This window comes from Pseudomonas oryzagri (assembly GCF_020831405.1).
GTDB classification, from domain to species: Bacteria; Pseudomonadota; Gammaproteobacteria; order Pseudomonadales; family Pseudomonadaceae; genus Geopseudomonas; species Geopseudomonas oryzagri.
The window spans coordinates 40509-56327 of record NZ_JAJHPU010000039.1 but is presented as its reverse complement, the minus strand read 5'-3'; the positions used below and the strand labels follow the sequence as shown (position 1 = coordinate 56327).

Annotated in this window: 18 protein-coding genes and 1 pseudogene (1 of these 19 cut by a window edge); 8 read left to right on the top strand and 11 right to left on the bottom strand. The window is 68.3% G+C overall.

All coding sequences use genetic code 11. The features are described from left to right. Positions 1-256 (top strand): annotated as a pseudogene (locus LMJ29_RS13565) (cold shock domain-containing protein membrane protein) (it extends 427 nt beyond the left edge of the window). Between the two features lie 67 nt (positions 257-323). Here LMJ29_RS13565 and LMJ29_RS13555 read toward each other — a convergent pair. The 9 genes from LMJ29_RS13555 to LMJ29_RS13515 form a co-directional block, all read right to left on the bottom strand. Further along, the gene (locus tag LMJ29_RS13555; RefSeq protein WP_229606048.1) at positions 324-530 is read right to left on the bottom strand and encodes a SlyX family protein; all 207 of its coding nucleotides are present in this window, start codon (positions 528-530) and stop codon (positions 324-326) included. After that, positions 527-961: an HIT family protein gene (locus tag LMJ29_RS13550; RefSeq protein ID WP_229606047.1), complete on the bottom strand. Its 435-nt coding sequence runs from the start codon at positions 959-961 to the stop codon at positions 527-529. The genes LMJ29_RS13555 and LMJ29_RS13550 overlap by 4 nt, the downstream gene beginning before the upstream one ends. A 70-nt stretch (positions 962-1031) precedes the next feature. Further along, a complete protein-coding gene (locus tag LMJ29_RS13545; RefSeq protein ID WP_229606046.1) occupies positions 1032-2504 on the bottom strand; it encodes an ATP-binding protein in 1473 nt (490 codons plus the stop codon). Then, the gene (locus LMJ29_RS13540) at positions 2501-3160 is read right to left on the bottom strand and encodes a response regulator (RefSeq protein WP_229606045.1); all 660 of its coding nucleotides are present in this window, start codon (positions 3158-3160) and stop codon (positions 2501-2503) included. The genes LMJ29_RS13545 and LMJ29_RS13540 overlap by 4 nt, the downstream gene beginning before the upstream one ends. Positions 3161-3258: 98 nt before the next feature. Next, positions 3259-3915, bottom strand: a complete 657-nt coding sequence (locus LMJ29_RS13535; RefSeq protein WP_377656718.1) for a TRAP transporter TatT component family protein — start codon at positions 3913-3915, stop codon at positions 3259-3261. A 25-nt stretch (positions 3916-3940) separates the two neighbouring features. Next, entirely contained in the window at positions 3941-4732 is a 792-nt protein-coding gene (locus tag LMJ29_RS13530) for an SDR family oxidoreductase (RefSeq protein WP_229606044.1), read from the bottom strand. Further along, entirely contained in the window at positions 4719-5393 is a 675-nt protein-coding gene (locus LMJ29_RS13525) for a TenA family transcriptional regulator (RefSeq protein ID WP_229606043.1), read from the bottom strand. Before LMJ29_RS13525 ends, LMJ29_RS13530 begins: the two co-directional genes overlap by 14 nt. A gap of 13 nt (positions 5394-5406) precedes the next feature. Then, positions 5407-6861 (bottom strand): AMP-binding protein, encoded by a 1455-nt coding sequence (locus tag LMJ29_RS13520; RefSeq protein WP_229606042.1) that lies wholly within the window; start codon positions 6859-6861, stop codon positions 5407-5409. Next, positions 6845-7543, bottom strand: a complete 699-nt coding sequence (locus LMJ29_RS13515; RefSeq protein WP_377656715.1) for a thermostable hemolysin — start codon at positions 7541-7543, stop codon at positions 6845-6847. The genes LMJ29_RS13520 and LMJ29_RS13515 overlap by 17 nt, the downstream gene beginning before the upstream one ends. Positions 7544-7791: 248 nt before the next feature. On the opposite strand from LMJ29_RS13515, the gene LMJ29_RS13510 reads away from it, so the two are divergent. From LMJ29_RS13510 to LMJ29_RS13500, 3 genes are all read left to right on the top strand, one after another. Continuing rightward, a complete protein-coding gene (locus LMJ29_RS13510) occupies positions 7792-9129 on the top strand; it encodes an OprD family porin (RefSeq protein WP_229606041.1) in 1338 nt (445 codons plus the stop codon). 163 nt (positions 9130-9292) lie between these two features. Further along, on the top strand, positions 9293-11008 hold the full coding sequence (locus tag LMJ29_RS13505; RefSeq protein ID WP_229606040.1) for a proline--tRNA ligase: 1716 nt from the start codon (positions 9293-9295) through the stop codon (positions 11006-11008). An 8-nt stretch (positions 11009-11016) separates the two neighbouring features. Beyond that, entirely contained in the window at positions 11017-11970 is a 954-nt protein-coding gene (locus tag LMJ29_RS13500) for a hypothetical protein (protein ID WP_229606039.1), read from the top strand. Positions 11971-11983: 13 nt separating this feature from the next. Here LMJ29_RS13500 and LMJ29_RS13495 read toward each other — a convergent pair whose 3' ends face one another. Beyond that, on the bottom strand, positions 11984-12454 hold the full coding sequence (locus LMJ29_RS13495; RefSeq protein WP_229606038.1) for a TlpA family protein disulfide reductase: 471 nt from the start codon (positions 12452-12454) through the stop codon (positions 11984-11986). Between the two features lie 212 nt (positions 12455-12666). Between LMJ29_RS13495 and LMJ29_RS13490 the strand changes: the two genes are divergently transcribed. Beyond that, entirely contained in the window at positions 12667-13038 is a 372-nt protein-coding gene (locus LMJ29_RS13490) for a hypothetical protein (protein ID WP_229606037.1), read from the top strand. A 6-nt stretch (positions 13039-13044) separates the two neighbouring features. Here LMJ29_RS13490 and LMJ29_RS13485 read toward each other — a convergent pair whose 3' ends face one another. Then, positions 13045-14277 carry a YihY family inner membrane protein gene (locus tag LMJ29_RS13485; protein ID WP_229606036.1) on the bottom strand — a complete coding sequence of 411 codons (1233 nt, stop codon included), beginning with the start codon at positions 14275-14277 and terminating at the stop codon, positions 13045-13047. Between the two features lie 96 nt (positions 14278-14373). Between LMJ29_RS13485 and arsC the strand changes: the two genes are divergently transcribed. Genes arsC through LMJ29_RS13470 form a run of 3 tightly spaced genes read left to right on the top strand, consistent with a single transcriptional unit; the run spans position 14374 to position 15729 of the window. Beyond that, positions 14374-14727 carry an arsenate reductase (glutaredoxin) gene (gene arsC / locus LMJ29_RS13480; protein WP_229606035.1) on the top strand — a complete coding sequence of 118 codons (354 nt, stop codon included), beginning with the start codon at positions 14374-14376 and terminating at the stop codon, positions 14725-14727. Next, positions 14724-15320 carry an NAD(P)H:quinone oxidoreductase gene (wrbA, locus tag LMJ29_RS13475; protein ID WP_229606034.1) on the top strand — a complete coding sequence of 199 codons (597 nt, stop codon included), beginning with the start codon at positions 14724-14726 and terminating at the stop codon, positions 15318-15320. The genes arsC and wrbA overlap by 4 nt, the downstream gene beginning before the upstream one ends. 1 nt (position 15321) lies before the next feature. Beyond that, positions 15322-15729 carry a DUF2069 domain-containing protein gene (locus LMJ29_RS13470; protein WP_229606033.1) on the top strand — a complete coding sequence of 136 codons (408 nt, stop codon included), beginning with the start codon at positions 15322-15324 and terminating at the stop codon, positions 15727-15729. Positions 15730-15819: the final 90 nt, after the last annotated feature.

Here is a 15819-nt window from a genome sequence, read left to right as displayed (position 1 = left end):
ATGGGCGGCCAGCGCCACGCCGGCGACCCGGGGCGAACCGCGCGGCGGGCGCGCCCGCGGCACGGTGAAGTGGTTCAACACCTCCAAGGGCTTCGGCTTCATTTCCCGCGACGACGGTGACGACCTCTTCGTGCACTTCCGCGCCATCCGCGGCGAGGGCCACCGCGTGCTGGTCGAAGGCCAGCGCGTGGAGTTCTCCGTGGCCCACCGCGCCAAGGGCCTGCAGGCCGAGGATGTGGAGATCCTCGAGGAGTGAGGCGTCCCGCGTCCGCCACCTGAAAGCACAGAGCCCGCCAAATGGCGGGCTCTGTGCTTTCAGGGCTTCAATAATGCGGCGGCGGCGCCTCGTCCTCGGCCGGGCCGAACTGCCCGACCAGCTCGGCCTGCCGCGCGGCCAGCAATTCGACCTGGCGCTGCAACCGCTCGATCAGCCGCCCCTGCGCCAGCAGCTCGTCGCTGAGCTGCTGCAGGGTGTCCTCCTGGAAGGCCAGGCGGGTTTCCAGCTCGGTGACGCGCGCCTCGAGAGTCATGCGGCCTCCGGGGCAAAGCGGAAGTCGGCGCTGTCGAGCACCAGCTTGAGACGCTCGCGCACCTCCTTCACCTGATCCTCGGCATAGGCCACCGCCGGCTGGCGCCCCCACACCGGCGCCGGCCAGGCGGCGTCGCTGCGCCGGCGCACGATCACGTGCATGTGCAGCTGGCCGACCACGTTGCCGAGGGTGGCGACGTTCATCTTGTCGGCCTTGAAGGTGTCCTTGAGCAGCTCGGCGAGCAGGGTGGTCTCGCGCCACAGCGAACGCTGGTCGGCCTCGTCGAGCTGGAACAGCTCGCTGACTTCCTCGCGCCGCGGCACCAGGATGAACCACGGATAGCTGGCGTCGTTCATCAGCAGCAGGCGGCAGAGGGGGAAGTCGCCCATGTGCAGGGTGTCCTGCTCCAGGCGCGGATCGAGGGCAAACATGGGGGCGTCTCCTTGGGATGGGTTTGGCGATGGCTGCCAGTGTGCCACAGCTCGCCGCGCCGGGCCGTGCTCAGGCACCCGGCAGGTCGCGCGGCAGCCACACCTCCACCAGCAGGCCGCCCAGCTCCGCCTCGCCGAGGCGGATCTCGCCCCCATGCAGCTCGACGATGCGCTGCACGATGGACAGGCCGAGCCCGGCGCCCTGCCCCACGCCCTGACGGTAGAAACGGCGGAACAGCTGGGCGTGCTGCTCCACTGGAACCCCTGGGCCGCTGTCGGCAACCCGCAGACCGACGCGTGCGCGCCCGGCCTCCAGGCTGACGGCGATGCGCCCGCCCGGCGGGGTGTACTGCACGGCGTTGCCGACCAGGTTCTGCAGCAGGATGCCGAGACTCGGCGCATCGCCGCGCAGGCGGAAGTCGGCCGTTTCGTCGAAGTCGAGGCTCAGCTCCTGGTCGCGCTCCAGCGCCAGGGGAATCAGCTCGGCCAGCTCCTGGCGCACGTAGGGCGCCAGGTCGAACTCGGCCATCCCCAGCTGGCGGGCATCCGGCTCCAGGCGCGCCAGGGTGAGCAGCTGGTTGACCACCCGGGTGGCGCGCTCGACGCCGCCGAGCAGCTGGTGCAGGGCCGCCTCGCGGTCGGCGGCCTCCGGCGCCTCGAGAGCGTTCTGCGCGTGGATGCGCAGCACCGCCAGCGGCGTGCGCAGCTCGTGGGCGGCGTCGGCGAGGAAGCGCTTCTCGCGCGCCAGCAGGCTGGTGACCTGCAGCAGCAGGCGATTGAGCGCGGCGACCATCGGCTCCAGTTCGCGCGGCAACGGCGCCAGGGTCAGCGGGGCGAGATTCTCGGCGTCGCGGGCCTTGATCAGCCCGACCACCTGCTCCAGCGGCCGCAGGCCGGAGCCGACCGCCGACCACACCAGCAGCGCCAGCAGCGGCAGGCCGACCAGATCGGGCAGCAGGCTGCGCAGGGTGATCTTGCCGACCAGTTCGCCGCGCACGTCCTCGCGCTCGCCGACCAGGATCCAGTGACGGTCGGCCGGGTCCGGGCGCACGAACAGCCGCCAGTGCACATCGCCAAGGGCCACGTCGTGATAGCCGGCCAGCTGGCTGCCCAATGCGGACAGGGGGCGCGCCCCGTCCGCCGCCGGGGCGCCCGCCCCGAGCTGTTCGAGCAGGCGCGGCAGCAGGGTCGGCGGCGCGCTGGCCGACTGCAGCTGCACCCGCCCCCCTTCGTCGAGCACCTGGAAGGCCAGCTTGGTTTCGTAGCGATGCCCATCGGCGAGCGCCGCCGGGCCTTCCGGGTCGTACTGGACGCGTTGCGCGGCATTCAGCGCCTGCTGCAGCGCGGCGCGGGTTTCGGCCGACAGTTCGCGGCCGACCATGCCCTCGAGCAGGCGCGCGCTCTGCGCCAGCTGGGCGTCGAACAGCTCCTCGGTCTCGTGCTTGGCGTCGCTGTAGCTGCGCCAGGAGATCACCGTCAGCGCCAGGGTGAGCACCCCGAGCACCCGCACCAGGGTGCGGGTGCGGATCGAGCGCAGTCTCATGCCTTGTCCACCAAGTAGCCGACGCCGCGCACGGTGCGGATCAGCTCGGGGAAGAGCTTCTTGCGCAGGTGGTGCACGTGCACCTCGAGGGCGTTGCTCTCCACTTCCTCGTCCCAGCCGTAGAGCACCTGCTGCAGGCGATCGCGGGTCAGCACCCGGCCAGGCTGGGCGAGCAGTTCGTGGAGGAGGAGGAATTCCTTGCGCGCCAGGTTGACCGGCGCGCCCTGGAAGGTCACCTGCTGGCTGTCCGGCTCCAGGCGGATGCCGCGGTACTCCAGCGCCGGCTGGGCACGGCCGAAGCTGCGCCGCAGCAGGGCGCGCAGGCGCGCCTTGAGCTCGGCGACGTCGAACGGCTTGACCAGGTAGTCGTCGGCACCGGCGTCGAGGCCGGCGATGCGGTCGCAGGTGGCGTCGCGCGCGGTCAGCACCAGCACCGGCAGGGCGCTGCCGGCGCCGCGCAGGCGGCGCAGCACTTCGAGGCCGTCCATGCGCGGCAGGCCGAGATCCAGCACGCACAGGGCGAAACTCTCATGGCTCAGGGCGTGCCAGGCACTGGCGCCGTCCTGCACCCAATCCACGGTATACCCCTCGGGCTTGAGCGCGGTGCGGATGCCCTCGCCCAGCGCCTGGTCGTCTTCCACCAGCAGTATCCGCATGCATCACTCCTCGATAGCCATCCTTCGCCCACGGAAAAACGCCGGCTTGGCGAGAGTATCGCACCCCCGCCAACCCGGCGCTCGATCCGTACGGGTACTCAGTGCAGCTTGGCCTGGGTCTTCTCCAGCAGCGCCTGGGCCTCCTTGCGCCGACCGGCGTCGGCCACCTCGCGGCCGGGCCGCGGCGGCGCCGCGAGGGCCTTCTGCAGGGCCTTCTCGGCCTCGGCGTAACGCTTCTCGCGAAGCAGGAAGTCGCCGTAGAAGTAGTTGGGATCGATGCCGTTGGGATTGAGGATCAGCGCCTGCTTGAGCAACCGCTCGGCGCGTTCGTCGTCGCCGAAGCCCACCGGCCAGCCCGGCACCTGGTAGTAGAGCGAGCCCAGACTGGTGTAGGCCGAGCCGTCGAGGGCCTTGGGATCGAGCTGGAGCGCCTGCTCGAACTGACCGCGCGCCTGCTTGACCAGGTCCAGCGCGCCCAGGCCGCCCTTGGCCCCGGCCCAGGTGCTGAGAATGATGCCGCGCCAGATCAGCAGCTCGGGCGCCCGCGGCTCGGCCCTGAGCGCCGCCTCCGCCTCGCCGGCCAGCCTCTCGAAGGCCGCCTCGCGCTGCGCCTCCGGCAACTGGTAGTTGATCTCGGCCCAGCGGCTCTGCAACTGCTTGAGACTCTGCTCGCCGTTGGAGGTGAGGGCGAAGCTCGGCAGACTGAGCAGCAGCGCGCCCCCGAGGACCAGGTTACGCAGGCAGGATTTCGACATGGCGCTTCTCCACTCCAGGAAATAATCAGGATTTGCCGCGGGCAAAGCGCTGGATGATCGGCAGCTGCTTGCGCAGCGCCTGGTCGACTACCCGCGGCAGCAGGCTGTTGAGCCGCACGAAGAGCTTCTCCGGCCAGCCGAGGTACAGTTCCTCGCGCTCGCGACCGATGGCGGCGACCACCGCCGCGGCCACCCAGGCCGGCTCGTCCATCGCCACCTTGAGCTCGTCGTTCATCGCCACCACGCTCTGCTCGTTCATGCTGGTGCGGGTGGCGCGCGGTGCAATGTAGAGAACCTTGACCCGGGTGTCGGCCAGTTCGCGGCGCAGCGCCTCGGAGAAACCGCGCAGGGCGAACTTGCTGGCGCAGTAGGCGGCGAAGCCCGGATAGCCGATGGAACCGAAGGTCGAGCCGATATTGACCACCATCGCCCGCTCCTGCTGGCACAGCATGGGCAGCAGGCGGTGGGTGAGCTGCAGGGTGGCGGTGACGTTGAGCTGGACCAGCGCGGCGATGGCGTCCTCGTCGTGCTGCTCGAGCAGGCTGAAGTGATTGACCCCGGCGGCGTTGATCAGCAGGTTGACGCCGCCCAGCCGACGCGCCGCCTGTAGCACGGCCTCGCGTCCGGCACGCTCGGTGATGTCGGCGCACACGGCCTCGGCACGGCCGTGGCAGCGGCGAACCAGATGCTCCAGCCGCTCGGTCTGGCGACCGACCAGCAGCAGACGCGCGCCACCGCGGCTCAGATGCTCGGCCAGTTGCTGGCCGATGCCACCGGTCGCCCCGGTCAGCAGAATGCGGCAATCAGACAGTTGCATGCCGTGCCTCCTCCGCCAGCGGCAGGCTGCGGAACATGTCGCCGTAGAGACGGTAGACCACTCGGGCGGTGTGAATGACCGCGGCCTGGTCGTGGGCGTCGTCGAGCCGGTTCATCAGGGTCTTGAAGAACTCCACGTGGCTGATGTCCAGGCTGCCATGCGAGGTCAGGTAGCTGAACGCCTGGGCGGGCAACTGCAGACTGTCCTGAATGATCGCCGCGGCCTGGGTGGCCAGGGCGATGCTGGTGCCTTCCAGCACGTTGACCATGCCGAAGAAGCTCACCGGGTTGCTGCGGGCGATGCGGTCGTAGACGTAGCTGACCATCAGTTCGGTGGGCAGGTTGGGAATGGCATGGCGCACCGCCTCGGGATCGCCGCCACAGGCGCGGATGTCGTTGAGAATCCACTCCTGGTGACCGTACTCCTCCTCTATATATTCGGCGATCGCCTCGCGCAGCCACTCCAGGCGCTCCGGCAGGCGCGCGCCGCAGGCCATCAGCAGCGGCACCGTGTGCTTGACGTGGTGATAGGCCTGACCGAGGAAGGCCAGGTAGCTGCCGAGGCCGATCCGCCCGGCCAGCACCTCGGCGAAGATCGGCGCCGCCAGCAGGTACTCGCGCTCGGTCCGGGTCTGCTCCTGCAGGATGTCGAAGAAACTCATGGATGCGGGTCCTCTAAAGGCTCGATTCGGCCATCAGGCAGTCGATGGCACGGCAGTAGTGCTCGAACAGGGCGGCGCGGCGCAGGCGGCCGTTGCTGGTGGCCAGACCGTTGGCCTCGCCGAAGGGTTGCTCGGCGCGCAACCAGCGATGCACACGGGCATAGTCGGGCAGGCCGGCGTTGACCTCGTCGACCGCCGCCTGTAGGCGGGCATCGCTGGTCTCGCCGCGCGGCACCAGCACGGCGACGTTGGCCGGCAGCGCCTCGCCATGCAGCCAGGCCTGGGCGATCGGCGCCTGCTGGACCAGTTCGGCCTCGACCCACTCGGGATTCACGTTGCGGCCGAAGGCGGTGACGAGCTGGTGCTTCTTGCGCCCGTGCAGGACCAGGAAACCGTCCTCCCAGTGGCCCAGGTCGCCGGTGCCCAGCCATTCGCCCGGCCGTACGGGTTCGCCCAGGTAACCGAGGAAGGTCGCCCCACGCACCAGCACCTCGCCGTCGTCCGCCAGGCGCACCTCGAGATGCGCCAGCGGGCGGCCGACGCTGCCGATGCGGCGCTGACCGGGAGTATTCAGACAGACCACCGAGGCGCACTCGGACAGGCCGTAGCCCTCGAACACCGGCAGACCGAGGGATTCGGCACGGTCGAGCAGCTGCGGTGCCACCCGTCCGCCACCGACGGCGATGAAGCGCAGGGAATCGGGCAGCGCCACGCCGCGCTCGGCAGCCGCGACCAGTGCCAGCAGCTGCTGCGGCAGCAGGATCAGGCTGCTCGGCCGTACCCGCGCCAGGCTGGCGAGGAAGGCGGGCAGTTCGAACTGGCTGGCGCCGCGCATGCCGACACTGGCCAGCGACGGCATCTCCAGGCAGGCACCGAGCAGCAGCGGCGCGTAATTGCCGGCCAGATTCTCCAGCAGTACCGCCAGCGGCAGCACGCACAGATGGCGTTCGATGCCGCTGCCGGCGGTGGCCGCCGCGATGCTCTGCGCCACGCCCAGCATCGCCTCGGCGGACAGGCACACGCCCTTGGGCTGACCGGTGGTGCCGGAAGTGAAGGTGATCTTCGCCGTGCCGGCCGGCAACGGCGCGGGAGCCACCACCGCGCGGCGGCCCAGCTCGCCCTGGAGGACGAACTCCAGGGCGACGAAACCGTGCGGATCGGCGGTGACCAGGGTATCCACGCCGGCACTGTCCAGCACATGGCGCTGCTGCGAAGGCGAGAAGAACCCCGGCAGCGGCACGCAGACTACCCCGGCGCAGAGCGCGGCGAGGTCCCAGAACAGCCACTCGGGGCCATTGTCGAGGGCAATCGCCAGTCGCCGCGCCCCATTTTGGCGCAACAACAACTCGCGGGCGCCCACTTCGCTCAGCAGATCGGCGTACGTCCACTCGCGCGAGTCATCGCGCAGGGCGATCCGCGTTCCGTGGGCCGCCAACTGCTGCCAGAAACGCTCAACCGCAGGCGACATGGGCGAACTCCCCTTCCAAGGCGTGCCGCGACTGATAGCCCAGCCGCCGGTAGATCCCCAGCGCCAGCAGGCGCTGATGAGTGGCCAGCACGTCGCCGACCATCACCTGCGGCCCAGTGGCGTAGTAGCTACCCCAGTCGGCCAGTTCGGCGCCCAGGCGCTGGCCGTCGGCCGGGCCGAGGTGCAGCAGGCTCAGACCCAGGCGCTGGAAGCTGTTGAGCAGTAGCGGCGTGCCGGTGAAGGCCACCCAGCGAAAGCCCGCGGCGGCCAGCAGATCGGTGAGCGCGACGATCAGCAGGCGCGCATGGCCGGCGCCGATGGCGGCCAGATTGCCGACCTCGGCGATCCGCCCGCGCGATGGCAGGGCGATGGCCGCATGCGCCGCGATGCACTGCTCGACCGGCGCATCCAGATAATGCTCGAGGAACAGCGCGCCCTGCTGGCCGCAGCGCACGCCCAACGCCGCCTGCAACTGCTGCGAGCCATCGTAGAGACCGAGCAGGCAGGGCATGAAGTGGCGCAGCCGCGCGCCGTATTGCTCGGCGAATCGACCCGCGATGAAGTTTTCCAGCTGCTTGCGGCGATTTGTGCACGGCTCTTGCATAGCCAAGCGCAGCGTGAGTTCGGTACTCGTGCCTATCGTCGCCAGATTGTCGTCCCGAGCAGCCTGAAGCGGTGCCATGAACAGGGTCTCCCTCCGGGGTATGGGGAGATTCTCGGTGGGCAGACTTAACGCAGTCTTAAGTGGAACGCTAAATGGCGGGGGATGCTTTGGGACTGCCGGCGAGCGACGAATGACCTAGACCGAGTACTAGAACTATCGTCGAACTTGAGCGGCATGCTATAAGTCCGTGCCGACAAAAAGAAAGTACAGCCCTGCAGCAGTACGGGCAGGGAACAAGCACTTCGTAAACCTAGGGGCAATTCCATATGCAATTGAAGAAGTTGAGCTTCATCGCACTGGCCGTGGCGGCCGCATCCTCTCAACTGGCCCAGGCCAGCGCGCAGTCCGACTCGAAAGGCTTCGTCGAGGACAGCAACCTGGTTCTGCTGAACAAGAACTTCTACTTCAACCGCGACTTCCGCAACAACACCGGCGGCCAGAGCTACCGCGAAGAGTGGGTCCACGGCGTTATGGCCACCTACGAATCCGGCTACACCCAGGGCGTGGTCGGCTTCGGTGTCGACGCGCACGGCGCGGTGGGCATCAAGCTGGATGGCGGTGGCGGCACCAGCGGCACCGGCCTGATCCCCACCTCCAGCGAGGACGGCAGCACGCAGGACGACTACTCCTACGCCGGCGGCGCGGTGAAGGCACGCATATCCAACACCGAACTGAAGTACGGCAACCTGTTCCCGACCGCACCGGTATTCGCCACCGGTACCGCCCGTCTGTTCCCGGGCTCGGCCACCGGCTTCCAGCTGCTGAGCAGCGAGATCGAGAACCTGAGCATCGACGGCGGTCACTTCACCGCCATCCGCGACGGCAGCCGCGAAACCAACAGCGACGGCGAGATCACCACCACCTACGGCGGCACCGTTGCCAACAGCGCTGACTACCTGGGCGGCACCTATGCCTTCAGCGACAACTTCAGCGCCACCCTGTTCGCCGCCCAGCTGGAAGACGTGTGGGATCAGTACTACGCCAACCTGAACTACAACATCCCGCTGAGCGACGATCAGGCCCTGACCTTCGACGCCAACGTCTACGACACCAGCGAAACCGGTGACGAGAAGGCCGGCGAGATCGACAACACCGCCTGGTCGCTGTCGGTGGCCTACAAGCTGGGTGCGCACAAGTTCACCCTGGCCCACCAGCAGATGGAAGGCGACGATCCCTTCGACTACATCTCCATGGACGGCCGCAACTCCGGCGACTCGATCTATCTGGCCAACTCGGTGCAATACTCCGACTTCAACGGCCCGAACGAGAAGTCCTGGCAGCTGCGCTACGACCTGGACATGGGCGCCTACGGCGTGCCGGGCCTGAGCTTCATGGCCCGCTACCTCACCGGCGACGACATCGATGGCAGCAACATCGACCCGAGCAGTGCCTATGCCTACTACAACGATGGCACCGGCGAAGAAGGCAAGGAGTGGGAGCGCAACCTCGAGGCCAAGTACGTGGTCCAGGAAGGCGCCGCCAAGGATCTGTCCATCCGCATCCGTCACTCCACCTGGCGTGCCAACAGCGTCGGCAACGCCTACCTCGGCACCGATCTCGACGAAATCCGCGTGATCACCGAGTACCCGCTGGACATCCTGTAAGTCCCGCGACCGCTTCGGCGACAGCAGAAACCCGGCCTCGGCCGGGTTTCTTTTTGCCTGCGGCGCCGAACGGCGGAATCCCCCGGCGCGCCTGTACGCCGGGGCCCCGAGCCCCGTACAATGCGGGCATTTTTCCGTTCAGCGAAACCGGATCGTCCTGCCCATGCGTACCAGCCAGTATCTGATCTCGACCCTCAAGGAAACCCCCGCCGACGCCGTGGTGATCAGTCACCAGCTGCTGCTGCGCGCCGGCATGATCCGCAAGCTGGCCTCCGGCCTGTACACCTGGCTGCCGATGGGCCTGCGCGCGCTGCGCAAGGCGGAGCGGATCGTGCGCGAGGAGATGGACGCCGCCGGCGCCCTCGAGGTGCTGATGCCGGCCATCCAGCCGGCCGAGCTGTGGCAGGAATCCGGCCGCTGGGAGCAGTACGGTCCCGAGCTGCTGCGCATCAAGGACCGCCACCAGCGCGACTTCTGCGTCGGCCCGACTCACGAGGAAGTGATCACCGACCTGGCACGCAACGAGCTGAACAGCTACAAGCAGCTGCCGATCAACTTCTACCAGATCCAGACCAAGTTCCGCGACGAGATCCGCCCGCGCTTCGGCCTGATGCGCGGCCGCGAGTTCCTGATGAAGGACGCCTACTCCTTCCATATGACCCAGGAATCGCTGCAGGAAACCTACGACCGCATGCACCAGGCGTACTGCAACGTGTTCACCCGCCTGGGCCTGAACTTCCGCCCGGTGCAGGCCGACACCGGCTCGATCGGCGGCACCGGCTCCCACGAATTCCACGTGCTGGCCGAGTCGGGCGAGGACGATATCGCCTTCAGCGACAGCTCCGACTACGCCGCCAACATCGAGAAGGCCGAGGCCATCCCGCGCGAGAAAGAGCGCGGTGCCGCCAGCGAGGAGCTGCGCCTGGTCGACACCCCCAACGCCAAGACCATCGACGACCTGGTCCAGCAGTTCGGCCTGCCGATCGAGAAGACCGTCAAGACCCTGGTGGTGCACGCCGCCGAGGAAGGCAAGCTGATCGCCCTGATCGTGCGCGGCGACCACGAGCTGAACGAGATCAAGGCCGCCAACCACGAGCGCGTTGCCAGCCCGCTGGTCTTCGCCTCCGAGGCCGAGCTGCGCGCCGCCATCGGCGCCGGCGCCGGCTCGCTCGGCCCGCGTAACCTGCCGCTGCCGTGCATCGTCGACCGCTCGGTGGCTCTGATGAGCGACTTCGCCATCGGCGCCAACATCGACGACAAACACTACTTCGGCGTCAACTGGGAGCGCGACCTGCCGCTGCCGGAAGTCGCCGACCTGCGCAACGTGGTCGAGGGCGACCCGAGCCCGGATGGCCAGGGCACCCTGGTGATCAAGCGCGGCATCGAGGTCGGCCACATCTTCCAGCTCGGGACCAAGTACAGCGAAGCACTGGGCTGCAAAGTCCTGGGCGAGAGCGGCAAGCCGGTGACCCTGATCATGGGCTGCTACGGCATCGGCGTGTCGCGCGTGGTGGCCGCCGCCATCGAGCAGAACTACGACGAGCGCGGCATCCTCTGGCCGGAGGCGCTGGCCCCCTTCCAGATCGCCATCGTGCCGATGAAGTACGAGAACGCCGCGGTCAAGGAAGCCGCCGATCGGCTGTACGCCGAGCTCAGCGCCGCCGGCTACGAGGTGCTGTTCGACGACCGTGACAAGAAGACCAGTCCGGGCGTCAAATTCGCCGACATGGAACTGATCGGCATCCCGCATCGTCTGGTGGTCAGCGAGCGCGGCCTGGCCGAATCGGTTCTCGAGTACAAGGGCCGTCGCGACAGCGAGGCGCAGAGCGTTCCGCTCGCCGACATCCAGTCGTTCCTCGCTGCCCGCATCAACCGCTAACCGAGATCATGCCCAGACGCTGCCATCGCCTTGCCGGCGCCGCCCTGTGCGGCGCCGTGTTCCTCACCGGCTGTGCCAACCAGCTGCCGCAACGCAGCGAACTCGAGGAGCGGGTCGAGCGCAAGCTGCTCGACCACAGCCTGCAGATCGACGCCGGCAGTCCGCTGGTGCTCGACCTGCCGCAGCGCCGTATCCAGATCCGCGAGCAGAAGACCTTCGAGGTCACCCCCTTCGAGGTGACTCGCCGCTACCAGCGCTACACGCCCTACCAGCCCTGGCGGGAACTCTACGAGATTCCGCTGGGTGCGCTGGCGGTGGTCGCCGGCATCGGCGCCAACGCGCTCAATGTGGTGCTGCTCGGCAGTCTGCCGGAAAGCGCCACCCGCGGCTGGATCGACTATGGCTTCGCCGGCCTCAATCCGCTGTTGAACGTCGAATCCAACGGCCGCGCCCAGCAGAACCTGGCCACGCTGGACGAACAGCAGGGCGCCACCCGCCTGGAGTACTCCAATCTGCCTTGGGCCGAACGCCCGGTGCAGGTCCGCGCCGGCCAGCAGACCCATGAGCTGACCACCAATCGCAACGGCGTGCTGAGCCTCAACCTGCTCGACGGGCCCTTCGCCGAGCAGGAGCTGGAGCGTGTCGGCAAGCTCGAGCTGCGCGTGCAGGATCCGCAGGATCAGGCTCACGCCGAAGTCACCCTGCTGGTCAGCAAGGCGCTGCGCGGTCGCCTGCGCGAGGCCCACGAGCTGATCTACGCCGATCTGGAAGGCGACGAGGTGGCGCACTGGGTGCACCGGGTCAAGCGCCTGGCCGAATTGGGCATGGAAGACGAGGCTCGCGAACTGGAACAGAGTCTGGTGGAGCTGACCCGCAACGATCCGGAGCTGCAGCAGGAGCTGATCCAGGCGCTGCGCAAGGATGCCGGGCGCATCGCCAGCGATCCGGGCGAGGGCGACTGAGCGGTCGCCGCGTTCAGAGCGGCGCGCCGAGCGCCGCCAGTTCCGCCTTGAGTCCCACCGCCGTCTGCTCCCCGGTCAGCTGCTTGCGCACCTGCCCCTGCGGGTCGACCAGCCAGGTCACCGGCAACACCCGGCTCCTCGTCAATCCCAGGCGCGCTCCGGGATCGCTGGCCAGGTTGGTGTAGCGGATACCCAGCGTCGCGGCGGCCTGTCGCAGCGCCTCTCCCTGCAGGGCGTCGAAGTTGACTCCGAGCACCCGCACGGCGCCCCCTGCCTGCTCCTCCGCCAGACGATTGAGTTCCGGCACTTCCTTGCGGCAGGGCCCGCACCACTCGGCCCAGTAGTTGATCACCAGCCAGCGCCCCTCCAACTGCGCCGCCTCGACCGCGCGACCATGCTGGTCGAGCCCCCACTCCGGCTCGCCACAGGCCGTCAGCAACAGCGCGGCACCGAACGCCAGCGCCCTTCCCCAGGCTTTTCGCATCGCGTACTGCTCTCCTTTTGCGCTTGTCGCGCCCGTCCCGGCGCGGTTGGCGCGACCTTAGCCGAAAGCGCCAGCCGCGGCAAAAGCCCGGCCGTCCCGACGACTGCGCAAAGTGCGCATCCCGTCACCCGCTGCCCGGTCCTGGGGCACAGTATCCGCCGTCCCCCTGCTGGATAATTTTTCGACCGAAGACACCGTTAGCGGAGGTTTGTATGTTCTCCACCCAGGACCAACTGCTGCACACCCTGACTCCCCCCCAACTGGCGGCCGCCCGGCCGCGGGCTACGGCCCTGGATGGCCGCATGGTGGAGTTGGAGATCGCCGCCTGGCTGCATCTGCCAGGGCTATCCGACCTGCCGGTCTCGCTGCTGATCAGCTATCGCGACGGCGACCAGCAACGCGAGATTTCGATCGACCACGGCCGTATCGATCCGCAGCAGCGCATCCTGCTGTCCGGGGTCGCCCGCCTGCCGGTGAAGCAGAAGCTCGAAGGCGTCGAACTGCGCCTGCGCAGCGCCGTGGCCCCGCAGACCGTCAAGATCGAAGAGATCTTCATCCAGCCGATCGCCAGCAACCTGAACTGATCGGCCTCACTCCCGCGGGGTGGGCTCGGCCAGCCAATCGGCCAGGCTTCCGCCCAGACTCTCGCCGCGCGCCTGCGCCAGCTGTTGCAGGGCCGCGCGCAGGCGCGGATACCAGCTCGCCTCCAGCGGCTTGGGCAGGTGCTCCGGCAGACTGGCCGGCAGCGGCTCGGGCCAGCGCAGCAGCAGCTCGTGCAACGACAGCCGCGACAGATCGCGAGACAGCACCCACTCGCCATTGCCGACGGCGCTCACCACCCGTTCGCGCTCGAGAAAGCCGATCAGGCGCCGCCATTCGTCCTCGGCCAATCCCCAGCCCAGGCGCGCCAGCCCGTCCCGGGACAAGGCTTCCCCACTGCGCTGACAGGCATGCAATTGCGCCAGCAGCCCCAGCAGGTTGACCAGAGCCGGGCGGGCGCTGCTGCGCCAGTGCGGCGAATCGCTCAGATGGCAGGTCAGCTCGGCGCCCATCAGCACGATCAACCAGGTGAAGTAGATCCACAGCAGGAATAACGGCACCGCGGAGAACGCACCGTAGATCAGCTGATAGGAGGGGAACAGCCTGACGTAGAGGGCGAACAGCGCCTTGGCCGCCTCGAACAGCAAGGCTGCGAAGCAGCCACCGACCAGCGCGTGCCTGAACGGCACCCGGGCATTGGGCACCGCCGCGTAGAGAAGGGTGAAGGCGGCAATTCCGCTGAGCAATGGCACGAGGTTGAGCAGCGTCGCCACGCCCGGCAGGGCATGGGGCCCGGAGAGCAGTTCCAGCGAAGTGACATAGGTGCTGGCGGCGAAGCCGGCGCCGAGCAGCAGCGGGCCGAGACTGAGAATGGCCCAGTAGCGCAGGAAACTGGACATCGGACGGCGCAGCCGGGGCGCCCGCCAGATGTAGTTGAACGCCCCCTCGACGGTGTGCAGCGTGAGCAGGGCGGTGACCATCAGCATGCCGACGCCGATCCAGGTCAGCTCGCGCGCCTGGCTGCTGAATTCGCGCAGGTACTGCTGGATCTGCTCGCCGGCCGACGGCAGGAAGTTGTGGAAGATGAAGGCCTGGATAGGGTCGCCCAGATCGCGAAACGCCGGGATCGCGGCGAGCATGACGAAGGTCACCGTCATTACCGGCACCACCGAGAACAGGGTGGTATAGGTCAGCGCTGCCGCGCTTTGCAGGATGCGATCGGCGAAAAAGCGCTGGTACAGATGCACGACTATGCGCCGCGCTGCCTGCAGCAGTTCGAGCATTCCCTCTCCTTGCGGTCCGGCGAGCGGCCTGGATGGTTCTGAGGACGAGTCGACGCGGGTAGAATAGCGCCCTTTCCCATCCATGGGCCAACCGACATGACCGACCTGATCCTGTACCACAACCCGCGCTGCTCGAAATCCCGTGGTGCTCTCGAGCTGCTCGAGGCGCGCGGTCTGCAGCCGCAAGTGGTGCGTTACCTGGAGACCCCGCCCTCCGCCGCCGAGTTGCGCGCGCTGCTCGGCAAGCTCGGCTACAGCGCCCGCCAGCTGCTGCGCAGCGGCGAAGACCTGTACCAGGAGCTCGGCCTCGCCAATCCGGCGCTGGACGAGGAGGCACTGATCGCGGCGATGGTCGAACATCCGCGCCTGATCGAACGGCCGATCCTGGTGAGCGGTGACAAGGCGGTGGTCGGCCGGCCGCCGGAGCGCGTCCTGGAGCTGCTGCCGTGAGCGAACCCTACATCCTGGTGCTGTACTACAGCCGCCACGGTGCCACCGCCGAGATGGCCCGGCAGATCGCCCGCGGCATCGAGCAGGGCGGCCTGGTCGCGCGCCTGCGCTGCGTGCCGGCGGTCTCCCCCGAATGCGCGGCGGTGGCGCCGGAAATCCCCGAAGAGGGCGCCGTCTACGCCACCCTCGACGACCTCAAGCATTGCTCCGGGCTGGTCCTCGGCAGCCCGACCCGCTTCGGCAACATGGCCGCGCCCCTCAAGCACTTTCTCGACAACACCAGCAGCCTGTGGCTGACCGGCGAACTGGTCGGCAAGCCGGCGGGGGTATTCACCTCCACCGCCAGCCTGCACGGCGGCCAGGAAAGCACCCAACTGTCGATGATGCTGCCGCTGCTGCATCACGGCATGCTGGTCTGCGGTCTGCCCTACAGCGAGACGGCCCTGCTGGAAACCCGTGGCGGCGGCACGCCCTACGGGGCCAGCCACCACGCCGGCGCCGACGGCAAGCGGCCGCTGGACGAGCACGAGAGCACCCTGTGCCGTGCCCTGGGTTTGCGCCTGGCGCGGACCGCACAGAAGCTGAGGAGCTGAGATGGCGCGCAAGAAAAAACCGCTGCCGGCGCTGGACTGGCTGGCGCCGCGCCGTCGTCTGACGCGCTGGCTGAGTCTCGCGCTGTTCGTCGCCCTGATCGCGCTGCTCAGCGTCTGGTACCTGCTGATCGTCGACCTGCACGGCGCCCGTCCCTGGGTGATCCTCGGCGTACACCTGGTCCCGCTGGCGATCGTCGCCCCCGGTATCCTGCTCGGCAACGTGCGCGCGCATGCCTGGGCCTGCTACGTGCTCAACCTGTACTTCATCCAGGGCGTGGTCACCGCTTTCGAACCGGGGCGCACGGTCTACGGCAGCCTGGAGGCGGCACTCAGCGCCCTGCTGTTCTGCAGCGCCCTGCTCTACACGCGCTGGAGCTACCAGTACCAGCGCAAGCTGGCTGGCGAGTGAGCGCAGGGTGGGTTAGGCCGCAGGCCGTAACCCACCGACCCGCTGTCAGGCTGGCCATCACGATGCCTGACGGCATTGGTGGTGGGTTAC